Annotated in this window: 12 protein-coding genes; 6 read left to right on the top strand and 6 right to left on the bottom strand. The window is 46.9% G+C overall.

Annotation, left to right across the window (positions count from 1 at the left end; translation table 11 throughout):
• Nucleotides 1–28 precede the first annotated feature (28 nt).
• The 4 genes from IM792_RS14595 (at nt 29) to IM792_RS14580 (ending at nt 3,403) form a co-directional block, all read left to right on the top strand.
• Nucleotides 29–514 (top strand): FKBP-type peptidyl-prolyl cis-trans isomerase, encoded by a 486-nt coding sequence (locus IM792_RS14595; protein WP_194102624.1) that lies wholly within the window; start codon nt 29–31, stop codon nt 512–514.
• 38 nt (nt 515–552) lie between these two features.
• Entirely contained in the window at nt 553–1,860 is a 1,308-nt protein-coding gene (locus tag IM792_RS14590) for an amidohydrolase (protein ID WP_194102623.1), read from the top strand.
• 18 nt (nt 1,861–1,878) lie between these two features.
• Nucleotides 1,879–2,754 carry a hypothetical protein gene (locus IM792_RS14585; RefSeq protein WP_194102622.1) on the top strand — a complete coding sequence of 292 codons (876 nt, stop codon included), beginning with the start codon at nt 1,879–1,881 and terminating at the stop codon, nt 2,752–2,754.
• A gap of 79 nt (nt 2,755–2,833) precedes the next feature.
• Entirely contained in the window at nt 2,834–3,403 is a 570-nt protein-coding gene (locus IM792_RS14580) for a thiamine diphosphokinase (protein WP_194102621.1), read from the top strand.
• 1 nt (nt 3,404) lies between these two features.
• Here the strand turns inward: IM792_RS14580 and IM792_RS14575 are convergent, their stop codons facing one another.
• A complete protein-coding gene (locus IM792_RS14575) occupies nt 3,405–3,590 on the bottom strand; it encodes a hypothetical protein (RefSeq protein WP_194102620.1) in 186 nt (61 codons plus the stop codon).
• Nucleotides 3,591–3,804: 214 nt separating this feature from the next.
• Here IM792_RS14575 and IM792_RS14570 point away from each other — a divergent pair, with 214 nt between their 5' ends.
• Nucleotides 3,805–4,905, top strand: coding sequence for a DUF6515 family protein (locus IM792_RS14570; protein WP_194102619.1), 1,101 nt, complete (start codon nt 3,805–3,807; stop codon nt 4,903–4,905).
• 167 nt (nt 4,906–5,072) lie between these two features.
• Here IM792_RS14570 and IM792_RS14565 read toward each other — a convergent pair whose 3' ends face one another.
• On the bottom strand, nt 5,073–6,635 hold the full coding sequence (locus tag IM792_RS14565; protein ID WP_194102618.1) for a M20/M25/M40 family metallo-hydrolase: 1,563 nt from the start codon (nt 6,633–6,635) through the stop codon (nt 5,073–5,075).
• 83 nt (nt 6,636–6,718) lie between these two features.
• Nucleotides 6,719–7,216 (bottom strand): thioredoxin family protein, encoded by a 498-nt coding sequence (locus IM792_RS14560; protein WP_194102617.1) that lies wholly within the window; start codon nt 7,214–7,216, stop codon nt 6,719–6,721.
• A 309-nt stretch (nt 7,217–7,525) separates the two neighbouring features.
• Here IM792_RS14560 and IM792_RS14555 point away from each other — a divergent pair, with 309 nt between their 5' ends.
• Entirely contained in the window at nt 7,526–10,858 is a 3,333-nt protein-coding gene (locus IM792_RS14555; RefSeq protein WP_194102616.1) for a vitamin B12-dependent ribonucleotide reductase, read from the top strand.
• 312 nt (nt 10,859–11,170) lie between these two features.
• Here IM792_RS14555 and IM792_RS14550 read toward each other — a convergent pair whose 3' ends face one another.
• From IM792_RS14550 to IM792_RS14540, 3 genes are read right to left on the bottom strand one after another with little or no spacing between them, the layout of a single operon-like run.
• A complete protein-coding gene (locus IM792_RS14550; protein WP_194102615.1) occupies nt 11,171–11,806 on the bottom strand; it encodes a class I SAM-dependent methyltransferase in 636 nt (211 codons plus the stop codon).
• Nucleotides 11,796–12,686 carry a hypothetical protein gene (locus IM792_RS14545; protein ID WP_194102614.1) on the bottom strand — a complete coding sequence of 297 codons (891 nt, stop codon included), beginning with the start codon at nt 12,684–12,686 and terminating at the stop codon, nt 11,796–11,798. Before IM792_RS14545 ends, IM792_RS14550 begins: the two co-directional genes overlap by 11 nt.
• Nucleotides 12,687–12,710: 24 nt before the next feature.
• A complete protein-coding gene (locus IM792_RS14540; protein ID WP_194102613.1) occupies nt 12,711–14,003 on the bottom strand; it encodes a metallophosphoesterase in 1,293 nt (430 codons plus the stop codon).
• Between the last annotated feature and the right edge of the window lie 7 nt (nt 14,004–14,010).

Below are 14,010 nucleotides of genomic sequence, written 5' to 3'. Positions count from 1 at the left end.
ACTTGCGTTAGTGTACAAAAAAGATATAATGAGCAGATTGAAATACGTTTTTAGCGCTTTGGCCATGGTGATGGTAGTTTTTGCAGCTTGCAAAAAGGATAGCGACTCAAACTCAGGCAAACAAGCCGAGATTGACGACGCGGCAATACAGGCCTACATAGCCGCCAACAATGCCGATACCTCAAAAACTGAAATAAATGCCACTAAGGATGATAACGGCATATATTACCAGGTAATAAAGGCCGGTACCGGCACTTATCCTACAACAAGTTCAACAGTAAATATAAACTATACCGGCACCTTGCTTAACGGTACACAGTTTGATAAAGGCAATACCAACCTGCCGCTAACTAATTATATAAGAGGTTGGCAATTGGGTATACCACGTATAAATACAGGCGGCCGTTTATTGTTGCTGATTCCTTCGGGATTGGCTTATGGCTCATCATCTCAGGGCTCAATTCCGCCAAACTCACCGCTTGTTTTTGTGATCGATATGATCAGTTTCAGATAACCGGCATAAACATTATCTTTAAGGCAAAACCTTCATTTATGAAAAAGTTTTGCCTTATTGCTTTCTCCCTGTTTTCGTTAGCCGCTTCGGCTCAAAATACAAAACTTAAGGCCATAGCCGCTACTAAGGCTGATGCCTTGCAAACCAAATTGGTTGCCTGGCGGCGCGATTTTCACCAAAACCCCGAACTGGGCAACCGCGAGGTGCGCACATCGGGTATTATTGCCAAACACTTACAGAGCCTCGGCATTGAGGTTAAAACCGGTATAGCTACAACAGGCGTTGTGGGTATACTAAAAGGCGGCAAACCCGGCCCCGTGGTTGCCCTGCGTGCCGATATGGATGGCCTGCCTGTTACCGAACGTGTAAACCTCCCCTTCGCGTCAAAAACCAAAACAACTTATAATGGGCAGGATGTAGGCACGATGCACGCCTGCGGGCACGACTCGCACATGGCAATATTGATGACGGTGGCCGAGGTGCTGTCGTCCATGAAAAAGGATCTGGCCGGAACGGTAAAGTTCATTTTTCAACCTGCCGAAGAAGGCTCGCCCTATGGCGAAAAGGGTGGTGCCGAAGAAATGGTGAAGCAAGGCGTACTCACCAACCCTAATGTTGATGCTATATTCGGCTTGCATATCAACTCCAGTTTAGAGGTGGGCACTATCACCTGTCGCCCCGGTGGCACTATGGCGGGTGTTAATGATATGCTGATCACCGTAAAGGGCAAATCATCTCACGGGGCATACCCCTGGCAAAGTGTCGACCCGATGGTGGTTTCGGCGCAGATCATTACCGGGTTGCAAACCATTGTGAGCCGTAACATCAACGTAACGCAAAACCCGGCGGTGGTAACCATTGGCGCCATAAAGGGCGGCACCAGGTTCAACATCATCCCCGAGGCGGTGGAGATGCAGGGCACGCTACGCTTTTTTACCGATGCTGATGAAAAACTGATAACCCAACGGGTAAAACAAATAGCCGAAAAAACCGCCGAAGCCTACAATGCCACGGCCGACGTTAAGATACCCTACAGCAACCATTACCCTGTAACCTATAACGACCCCGCGCTTACCGCCAAAATGCTGCCTACACTACAGGCCACCGCCGGTAAGGATAAGGTATTGCAGGTGCCACCCGTTACCGGTGCCGAAGATTTTAGCTTTTACCAGGAAAAGGTGCCCGGCATATTCTTCTTTTTAGGAGGGATGCCCAAAGGCGGTAACTCACTTACGGCCCCACCCCACCATACCCCCGACTTTTTTATTGACGAAAGCGGTTTTACCCTCGGCGTAAAGGCCTTGTGTAACCTAACGTTGGATTATATGGCAGCGAAAGGCAAATAACAAACCAATTTATATTTTATGCGAAACCTTATCTTATCACTAACACTATTATGCTGTGTTGTTTATAACACATCGGCACAAAAAAAGAATGTTGAAGCTATTGAAAAAGCCATTGTTGATGAAGCTACGGCGCTCTATAATTCCGAATGGGCATCATGGTATGGTACCGATGTTTTTTTGGCGAAATGCGCGGATAAAAAGCCACAGGGCGGAGGCTATCTGTCATACGATGATGGCAAGGGCATGGTCAACATATTTTTTTCAAAGGATAGCATTCCAAAAATAATAGCGACCATATCATTCGGCTACGAATTCGATGAAAATAAATATCAGCTCGACACTGTAAAGCGCGATCTTAACAAGCAGGAGAAAGAATTATACACACTGCGTAAGGCCGCCATGCAACGCATGAACAATGATACCACCTTTAAGTATTACAAAAACACATCGTTAAACCCGGTGCCATTTATTTACAAAGGGCAAAAAAAGGTTTACGTATTAACCGGCACCAATACGAACGGAGTGGTGATATTTGGTAATGATTACCGCATCGACTTTGATAAAAAGGATAAAATAACCCAGGTTACCAAGCTGCATAACAGCATTATCCCTATTGAAAATCCGGGCAAAAATGTTACTGATAGCAGCAAGATAATAGTTGCAAGTTTCCATAATCATGTAAAGGGAAAGGATGAGTTTATTACAGTTACCGATTTATGTACCATAATGCTTTATGCGCATTTAACTACCTGGAAAACATGCTATGTAATGTCAAACACGTATGTTTCAATATGGGATGTTAATCAAAAAAAGTTGGCGATCATTACGCGTGAGGCTTGGGATAAGATAAGCAACGATCAAAAGGCCGGTCAAATATTAGGTAAAGGAAAATAAGAATAACTAAGATATCTTTGAACTTCAAACAGCTTTTACCTCCGGTGGTTATTTATTTATCTAACAAAAAGCAAGCACTATGTCGTCACACCATGTAGTACGTGAAAAGCAGGAGCCGGCATTGTTGGTGCTGGGCCTCAACAATTTTTCGGATGAGTTGCTGGGCCAGCTGCTGGAGTGGAGCCCTACTGTTATTGCGACACCCGATACCGCCGAGCAGCTAAACGCCTTTGGCATAAAGATAGACTGGCTGATAACGGATGACGCGACGGTCGACTTGCAATCGGATGTTAAATTGATGCCTGCCGGAGCCGATGATGCCGCCGTGGCTGCCCTTAAATTTTTGGTAACGCATGGCTACCCCGCCGTTAATATTGTAACCGACGAGGTGCAGCTAAAGGATTTTATGTTTTTTGCCGATAAGATAAACCTGGTGGTGCTAAGCGGCGGGCAGCGTATTTATGCCATACCCAGCGGCTTTAATAAATGGAAACCCGCCGGGCAGGTGATCAGGCTGCTATCGCACCCTAATGAGCTGCATACCGGCGGGCTTGAGGCAATTGGCGGCGGTAACTACAAAACCACGCACGATGGCTTTATAAGTTTACAGTTTGACCTGCCGCAGCTTTTTATTGCCGAAGAAATTTGAGTTACAAGCCGTACGATTCTATCGGATCTTCTTCCTCCTGCTCATGCTTGCCGCGCGGTTGTTGTGGCTGCAAACTTTCGTCCTGATCAACGGCTTTGGTGGCATGCTGCTGGGCATCGGCATTAAACTTTGCCGCGCTGCCATCAGCTTCACTTAAATGATCGTTCTGATCATTTAAATCATTCATGTTAGTACTCATAATTTAAAAATTGGTTTATAATTACACTGTAAACATTGGCCTGCATTATAATGTTTTGCGTGCCAGTGTGTTATAATTATATAACGGTGAGCTTGCGGCAAATAGTATCAAAAATAATTTAAGTTGCTTTAAACCGTTTTAATATTTAACAGTCTGTACTATATATTAACAGCTACGCTGTTAGTAAACAATTATATTAAAAATGAAAAGATCATATAGAAATTTACTTTATGTTGCTTTGAGTGGGCTGCTTTGCTCGTTCACAGTGCTTAATGCCGATGCGCAGCGTGGCGCTCGCGGAGGCGGTGGTGGCGGAGGCGTGCGTGGTGGCGGTGGCGGCAGCGTAGGCGTTTCTCGTCCTTCATTTAGTGGCGGCGGTGGTGGCAGTATGTCGCGCCCGTCGGTAAGTAGTTCAGGTGGTTCACGCCCATCATTTAATGGTGGTGGCGGTAGCAGCATGTCAAGGCCATCATACGGTAGCGCTACGCCGCGCATGTCATCACCGGGTACAAGGCCGGGTGTATCGGGCAGCTTTAGTGGCAGGCCGGGTAATCGCGGTAGTGTATCAGTAAACGGTCGCCCGGGTTATCAAGGGTCAAGGCCATCATATTACAATAACAGAACTTTCCGCCCCGGCGGATATTATAATGGCCGCTACTACGGCAATCGTTACTATGGTAACCGTTATTACGGCGGTCGTGGTTATTATGGCCGTGGCTACTATGGTGGCGGTGGCTTTTACTATCCGTACCGTGGTTTTTATAACTCTTACTACATGCCGCAAATTGGCTTTAGCATAGGTGTGCTGCCTTATGGCTACTATCCGTTTTACTGGAACAACGCGCAGTACTATTACAGCGATGGTTTATACTACCAACAAAGTACTGATGACCAATACACCGTTGTTGAGCCACCATTAGGTGCCGAGATAAAATCAGTTCCTGATAAGGCAAAATCAATCGTGATAAACGGCATACAGTATTACGAGTTGAATGGTGTTTACTATCAACCCGTAACCAAGGATGATGGTACCACTACCTACCAGATAGCCGGTAAAGATGGTGAGCTGAATACCGACGATGGTTACAGCGAACAACTGCCACTGGTTGGCGATATAGTGGTTGACCTGCCACCGGATACACGCAAGGTTACCCTGAATGGCGAAAAGCTTTTTATTGACCAAATGGGTGTATACTACAAAGAAGATCGTGATGCTAACGACAAGAAAGTTTACAAGGTTGTTGGCGTTCCCGAATCAAACAACGATCAGTCGGCCGATGATAACGACGACGACGATCAGTAACAACAGTATTTAAATAGTGATTATATAGTGAGCGGATGGGTACCTGGGGAGGCGCTCATCCGTTTTTTATTGTGCTTTGGTGGCGATGATTTAGCTTGATCGCGGCCATCTGCAAACAAGAAGGCCGTACTTTTCAGCACGGCCTTTTTGTTTTTTATGCGAGGGAATTAATTTGTTCCCTGTGGTTTTGGTTCCTCCTTGCGTGGTATCATTTCGGTACGCTGGGCGGTATGGTAAACAAACGATGCTATAATGGTAGCCGCTTGTTTTAAATCGTCCTCAACCAAACGGTCGTAAGTATCCTGGTTGCTGTGGTGGGTACGTGTGCCGTAATCCAATGGGTCCTGGATGAATTGGAAACCCGGGATGCCCACAGCGTCAAACGCCAGGTGGTCGGTACCACCAGTATTGCCAACAGTAACAGTGCCCGCACCCAAGTCCTTGAACGGATCAAGCCATGCCTGGAATATAGGTGCTGCCGCGCTATCACCTTGCAGATAGATACCGCGTATTTTACCGGTACCGTTATCTAAGTTATAATAGGCTGATATTTTCTTTTGCTCAGGCATCAATTTCATGGTTTTAGGATCGCCCAGGTGGTTTAGCACATAGTTGCGCGAGCCATGTAAACCCTGCTCCTCGGCACTCCATAAAGCAATGCGGATGGTGCGTTTCGGTTTAAAGCCAACCGCTTTTAGTATACGCATGGCCTCCATCATAACGGCGCTGCCCGCGGCGTTATCAGTAGCGCCGGTAGCGGCATGCCACGAGTCAAGGTGACCACCTATCATTACCACCTGATCTTTCAGTTTTTTATCCGTACCCGGAATTTCGGCAATTACGTTATACTCCTGCATATCCTCGGTGAAGAACTGGGTTTTGATGTCGGCTTCCAGCTCTACCTTCTGGCCACCTTTTATCAGGCGAACAATACGCAGGTAATCCTCACCGCTGGTTTCCAGTTCGGGGGCAACGGCTTTGGCAGTGTCGGCGTATGATGCACCGTTGGTAGTAAATACAGTACCATCAGTACCGCGGGCCATGCTTAATATCAGGCCTACGTTTTCGGTTTTCAAAAACTCGTTAATGGCGGTACGCATAGCCCTTGCGCGACGCATAGCTGCAAATTGCGGCGATGTGGCGAAGTTAGCCGGGCGTTGCTGGCGCGCCTGTGGCTTAGCCTCGGCCATTTTGGTTAAAGTGCTGTCGGCATAACGCTCGGCATCAGCGGTAAAGCCGGGCTTAATGGTAGTGGCTACATCAAATATCACGGCCTTGCCTTGCAGTTTGCCTTTGTATTTATCAAGGTCGGTAATGGTATCAGCCTTGATCAGGATAACCTCGCTTTTAATAGCGCCGTTGGTGCCCGGTGTCCAGGCCTTTGGTATGGCGATGATGGCATGATAGTACGGTACGGTAATGGCGGCATAGTTTTTTTGCACTTCCCAGCCTTTACCAAATTTACCCCAGGGCTCGCGCTTAGCATTGGCTAAACCCCATTTGGTGAATTGGCTTACCGCCCAGTTTTGCGCACGCTTTAATCCCGGCGATGCGGCCAAACGCGGGCCCGATACATCTGTAAGGTAAAAAGCGGTTTCCATTACTTTGGAGCGTTGCAGGCCTTCTTCGCGAATTTTTTGAACCATGGCGGCGTCAACCTTCTCCTGCGCGAACGCGCCCGAGGCAAGGCCTGTTAAAAACAAGCCCGAAATAAGTAGTTTTCGTTTCATAAATATGTTAGTCAGTTTAATACCAAAACTATTCAATTTTAGGTTGACGCGTTTTAACAATGTTGTTACAGGTTAAGCTAATGTTACCTGGCTTTCTTGTCGTATGTTTTTGGATCGAGCGCCGCCGGCGACCATCCCTGCAAAAACTCCATCACCTTGGCCTTGCTGTGGCCTTTACCTTCTTCCAAATAGCCCGAGTTTTGGGTGTGCAGGCGGTTGCCCTTATCATCCAACACCACAAAAACCGGGAATCCGAAACGCTGCGGATAACCTAATGTTGCCAGTGTGGCCTCATTCATGTTCTCTTTACTGTAGTTAAGATGCACGGTAACATAATTCTCATTCAGGTACTTGCTCAAATCCAGATCGGTAGTTACCAGGCTGTTAAAACGCAGGCACCAAACACACCAGTTGCCGCCAATTTGCAGCAGTACATTCTTATGCTCTTTTGATGCCTGTTTTACGGCCTGGCTTATTTGCAGTTTGGCATCGGCATTGGGGTTATACAACTTTGCGGTATCCTGGGCGTTAACTATAAAGGCCGATACCATGAATAACAATATAAACAGGGGCTTTTTCATGCTAAATGTTTTAAAAAAATAAATGTAGTTGTTTAAAACAAAAGGGGTTCAATTTTATATAGCAAAATTTGTTAAATGCGCCTTAAAAAAGTGTGAATTTTTAGTTTTCCACACCGTGAAATGGCGATATTTTAACTTCTCATACTAAGCCTTATGGATGGACGTGAGTTACTATGTTGGTATGTGGAAAACTCAAATTGTATCAAGCCGCCGCCGAAGGTAAATTTGATTAAAAACTCTTATAGATTTTTTGACTGACACAATTAATCGTAATAGAACTGACACGTTAAATAATAATATTAAGTAGCTATGGGCAAAAGCATTCCAAAAAAATCAGCAGCTTCAGCAGGCAAAGGACTGAAGTTTAGCAGGTATTTTACCACTGAGGGTACCCCGGTGTTTGACCTGTTTAAATACGAAAAACGCTCATCCGTTATCCGCAACCCATCGGGCGACGCGGTGTTTGAGATGAATGATGTTGAAGTACCGTCATCGTGGTCGCAGGTGGCAACTGATATTTTGGCTCAAAAATATTTCCGTAAGGCCGGGGTTCCGCAACCCGACGGCAGCACCGGATCAGAAAAAAGCATTAAACAAGTGGCTCACCGCATGGCCAATTGCTGGAAGGAATGGGGCAGCCGTTACGGCTACTTCGCCACCCCGCAGGATGCCCAGGTGTTTTACGACGAGATAGTGTATACCATTACCGGCCAGCTGGCAGCGCCAAACTCGCCGCAATGGTTTAACACAGGTTTACATACTTCATACGGCATTACCGGCAAACCACAGGGTCACTACTATATTGACCCGGTTACCGAAACGCTTACCAAATCAACCTCGGCTTACGAGCGCCCGCAGCCTCACGCCTGTTTCATCCTTTCTGTAGATGATGACCTGGTTAACGAAGGTGGCATCATGGACCTTTGGGTACGTGAGGCACGTATCTTCAAATACGGTTCGGGTGTGGGTACCAACTTCTCACGCATCCGTGGCGAGAACGAAAAACTATCAGGCGGTGGTTATTCATCAGGCCTGATGTCGTTCCTTAAAATTGGCGACAGGGCGGCAGGTGCCATCAAATCGGGCGGTACTACACGCCGCGCGGCTAAAATGGTTTGCCTTGATCTGGATCACCCGGAAATTGAAGGCTTTGTAAACTGGAAAGTTGAGGAGGAGAAAAAAGTAGCCGCGCTTATTGCTGCCGGTTATTCGTCAGACTACGAGGGCGAAGCTTACCGCACCGTATCAGGCCAAAACTCAAACAACTCGGTACGTATACCTAACAGCTTTTTCCATGCCCTTAATGAGGGTAAGAATTGGGATCTGGTTGGCCGTATGAATGGTAAAACCGTTAAATCAATATCATCACAAAAACTATGGGACGATATCGCTTTCGCGGCCTGGGCTTGTGCCGATCCAGGTGTGCAATATGATACTACCATTAACGAGTGGCATACCTGCCCCGAAGGTGGCCGTATCAACGCATCAAACCCATGTTCGGAGTACATGTTTTTGGATAACACCGCATGTAACCTGGCATCTATCAACCTTGCTCACTTCTTTAACAAAGAAACCCGTGTGTTTGATGTTAGAGGCTACGAACACGCCTGCCGTATATGGACAGTAGTGCTAGAGATATCAGTACTGATGGCGCAATTCCCATCAAAAGAAGTTGCCGAACTATCATACGATTATCGTACGCTTGGTTTAGGCTACGCTAACCTGGGTTCGGCATTAATGGTTAACGGCATCCCTTACGATAGTGATAAAGCCCGTGCTATTGGCGGCGCTATCACCGCTATCATGACGGGTACTGCCTACGCTACATCGGCCGAACTGGCCCGCGAGCTGGGTACCTTCCGTCGTTACGAGGATAATAAGCAACACATGCTGCGTGTAATGCGCAACCACCGCTACGCGGCATACAACTCAACCGAAAACTACGAAAGCCTGGAGATACTGCCTCCGGGAATTGACCAAAAGGTTTGTCCGGATTACCTGTTATCAGCTGCTTGCAACGCCTGGGATAAGGCTGTTGAAATGGGCGAGAAATACGGTTACCGCAACGCGCAAACTACTGTTATCGCTCCAACAGGCACCATCGGTTTAGTTATGGATTGCGATACTACCGGTATCGAGCCCGACTTCGCGCTGGTTAAATTCAAAAAACTATCAGGCGGCGGTTATTTCAAAATTATTAACCAGGCTGTACCCGAGGCCTTGCAGAACCTGGGTTACAGGGAGCACGAAATTACTGCCATTGTAAACTACGCTAAAGGTGCCGCTACCTTAAAAGGCGCGCCGCACGTTAACCTGGAAAGCCTGAAAGCAAAAGGTCTTACCGATACCGAACTGGAAAAACTGGATAAAGCGGTTGTATCTGCTTTCGAAATTTCGTTCGCGTTCAACATTTGGACTTTGGGCGAGGAAGCCATTAAACGCCTTGGTTTTACTGCCGAGCAATACAACGCGCCTGATTTTAACCTGCTGCGTGCTTTAGGTTTCACCAAAAAACAAATTGCCGAGGCTAACGAATACGTTTGCGGTACAATGACAATTGAGGGAGCTCCATACCTTAAAGAAGAACATTACCCGATATTTGATTGCGCTAACAAATGCGGCGCTAAGGGCGAGCGTTACATACATGCGCATGGCCACATTAAAATGATGGCTGCGGCACAGCCGTTCCTGTCGGGCGCTATATCAAAAACCATTAACCTGCCCAACGAGGCTAAGGTTGATGAGATAAAAGACTGCTACGAACTATCGTGGAAACTGGGCTTAAAAGCTAACGCTCTTTATCGTGATGGCTGTAAATTATCGCAACCGTTATCAACCAAATCTGACGTTAAGGAGGAAGCCGAAGAATCTCTTGAATCGGTAGAGGAAGTATTAGGCGAGGCCGCTAACGTTAAGCTAAGCGACCTTACTGCCGACCAGGTATTGGAAGCAGCTATGGCCATCATCGAAAAATCAAAGGATACCCGCTTTATGCGCCAGTTATCCCGCGTAATACAGAAAAAGAGCCTGCCGTTTAAACGCCGTGGCTATACCCAAAAAGCCAGTGTTGACGGCCAAACCGTTTTTGTTCGCACTGGTGAATATGAGGATGGTACATTAGGTGAGATATTTGTGGATATGCACAAAGAGGGTGCAACCTTCCGCTCGTTGATGAACTGTTTTGCCATTGCCGTATCGGTAGGCTTGCAGTATGGTGTGCCGCTTGAGGAGTATGTAGAAAAATTCACCTTTACCCGCTTTGAACCGGCCGGTATGGTAATGGGTCATGCTAACATCAAGAGCGCTACCTCTATCATCGACTACATTTTCAGGATGCTGGGTTACGAGTACCTTAACCGTACCGATCTTGTACACATAATTACCGAGGATAAAGCGGTTGTTGGTCATGGTTTTGACGATGACGACTACAATACCGATGCAACCAACGTTTACACACCCGAGCCAGCCAAAGCGGTAACCGCTACCGAAACTAAAGGCGGTGCCCAGCACCAGCTATCGGTTGATTTGAGCATGGGTGTACAAAGCGACGCGCCAAGTTGTAACGTATGTGGCCACACTACGGTACGCTCAGGCACCTGCTATAAATGCTTGAACTGCGGTAACTCAATGGGTTGCTCATAAACAACACACGCAATAGACGACGCTGAAAGCAAATGGCCAGCCCAAAGCTTTCAGCCTTTCTATAATAGTTAATCTTACACCAAAGCCCTGCCGGCGTTAAGCTTGCAGGGCTTTTTTGACCCCTCCTAAATCCTCCTCGAGGGGGATTTAAACGTTTACGTCATTGGTACGAAGCAATCTCTTTAGGACAAACAAATAAAAGTAGCGCAGGCCATGTCACCCTGAGCTTGTCGAAGGGGCGAGCGGGGGCCTTACCAAGCGGCGAGTACATCGACAAGCTCAGCATGACAAAGAGGCTAATCTTATCCGTTATTACAACATTGACTTCAACCCCTTCTTATACCCCTTCGTCAATATAAAATCACCATAAAAGGTACCGCTTGCAATAACCTTATACCCTTGTGATGCAAAAACCTGATCAACATTGGGTAGTTTCAATACCGGTATCTGGCTGAACATCCTGAAAAAAGTGTACATGGTTTTTAGTAACAGCGGCTGCCACCATTTGCCGGTGAGCTGAAAATCGGTATTAAGCCATAAGCCGCCGGGTTTAAGGTGTTGGCTTAGCTGGTTTATCAATGCTTCGGCGCCGTGCTGCGGGTAGTTATCGAACAGGAAACCGGTGAAGATAGTATCAAAATTAGTATCGAAATGCACCTGCTCTACGGCATCAACAATAAAATTCACCTGGTTGGCTCCCGCGTTTCGTTTGCGGGCAATGGCCGTCATGTTGGCTGATATTTCAACAAAGGTGATGTGCAGGCCCCCATATTGCAGCGCGGCCAGATCTTCGAGGGTTTGACCGGTGCCGCCGCCGATAATTAATACCCGTGCATTTTTTTGGATAAGTGGCAACAGGTGCCGTTGTGAATTTTTTAGCGCGTTGCCAAACACCAGCCGGGCAAGGCCATCATAAAACCAGGCCGTTTTGTTGTAGTTAGCCACCATAACTTTTTAGCATACTAAAGGCAAGTACAATTACATATTGCAGTATGAGCACACCATCGAGGTAAAAAAAGTAATAGTACTCGTTCTTCTCCCAGGTAGATCTGAAAATGAGCCATCCGGTTAGTAGTGCCGTTAGCGTTAGCGCGAAAAAATCGGCATTGAATCCATTATGGCGAAACATGAACAGCAGCAATATATACCCAGCCAGCAGGAACTGGCAAAACAGGTAAGCGTTCCGTTCGCCCCAAACTACGGGGATGGTTTTTACGCCGGTTTGCCTGTCCTGAAACAGGTCGCGAATATCAAACGGAACTGTTAGCGCGCCAATGAACAGAAAGCGTTTGGCAGTGAGTATCATCATATCGCGCATGCTGATGCTGGCTAAATGTCGTTCCTGTGCTTCCAACAGTGGTAACAGTACGCAGCTCCCTACCCAAACCAAGGTGATCAGTATAGCTTTAAGTCCGGGTATATTACGCAACCCAAACCTTTGCGCCCCCAAGCTAAACAGCGGCAAGCCATATAACACCGATAACGCCCCCATAAATACCAGCAATATTTTTGCCGGGAGCGATACCATAAAAAATAAGGGGATAAGCGACAGCAGACATATTATGGTGAATGATACCATTAACCTGTAATGACTAAAAAACCAGCGTACCCGCACATACGGCGAACGCAATGGCGCCTTGGGCCGGGTTATCAGTATACAAAAGTTATATATGCCGAGGGTTGAGGTGAACAGCAACGCCAACACCGGGTAAATAGGTTTGGCACCTATTAAATGAAAAGTTACCAGCGCCTGCGCCACGGCACACAAGGCCATAAACACATTGCTGAACAATAAGAAGTTGAGCACCGGCTGCAACAGTTTTTTCATTCGGTTTATACAGCCGGTAGTGGTTTATATCCAGGTGGGGTCAGGATCGTGGCCGGCTTTTAATTCAAATATCGTTATCTCTGGTAATATACCAATACGCCCGGTGTAACCAATAAAGCCATAACCCACATTTACATATAACTGCTGCTTGCCTTGCTGGTAGTGCCCGGCCCATTCGTTATACACATATTTTATAGGGCTCCACTGAAACTCCTCGGTACGTACACCAAACTGCATACCGTGGGTATGACCTGAGAACATGGCATCTATCTGCTGATATTTTGGCAATACCTCGGCGCGCCAGTGCGATGGATCATGCGAGAGCAGGAGTTTTACCGGCAGATCATCAGTATCCTTAGTAGCCAGATCCATACGGCCATAGCGTGGGAAACGGCTAAGCGCGGCCCAATTTTCGATACCCAGTATACCTAACTCCTCGCCATCAACCTTAAGGCGGCGGTGGGTATTCATCAGTAAGTCCCAACCCATGTTTTTGTGGGTGGCTTTCAAATCCTCGAGGTTCCTCTTTTTGGCGGCAGCATCCGGCCACCAGGCATAGTCGCCATAATCGTGGTTACCTAATGTTGAGAATACACCCAACGGCGCTTTTACCTTACTGAATATATCCTGATAATCGCGCATTTCGGGCGCGATATCGTTTACCAAATCACCGGTAAAAAATATCAGGTCGGGCTTTTCGGCAAGCAGCATTTCAACACCGCCAACTACGGCTTTCTTTTTGTAAAAGCTACCGGAGTGTATATCGGATATTTGCCCTAACAGCAAGCCATCAAATTTTTTAGGCAAATTAGGCAGGTATAATTTACGGCGACGAACCTGGTAATCGTACACGCTCGTCATGGATGAGTAGCCCATAGCGGCCAGCGGAACCATACCGGCAAGCAAACCGGCCTTCATCAAAAACTCCGAACGGGGCATAGCGGGCAGCTTAGGCTCACCCTCAGTAACGGGTACCGAAACCGGCTCCGGTTGCTTTTTGTTGCGGTTGATGAGCTTAGCGAAAAACCTGCGGATATCATCAATAAATACAAACAGTACAAATACCGCCTTAACAATGGCCTGTAAAAAGAATACCAGCATCAGCGCGGCGCGGATACCTACATTTATTTTAACGTAAACCCCAAAGTACAGCCCGATGATGAGCAATACCGAAAAGCTGAGGAACAGCGTAGTAAATATCTTTTTTTGTACAAATCGCCATTTAGGGAATGCTCCCCTTATGCCGCTGATCACATAAACATCGGCCACTAAAAGTATGATGCTTATTAAAGTGACGGTTAGGATTTTTGCTTGCATAGTTATT

The organism is Mucilaginibacter sp. JRF, from assembly GCF_015223065.1.
Taxonomy (GTDB): Bacteria; Bacteroidota; Bacteroidia; order Sphingobacteriales; family Sphingobacteriaceae; genus Mucilaginibacter.
This window is presented reverse-complemented; position numbering and strand designations above follow the sequence as displayed.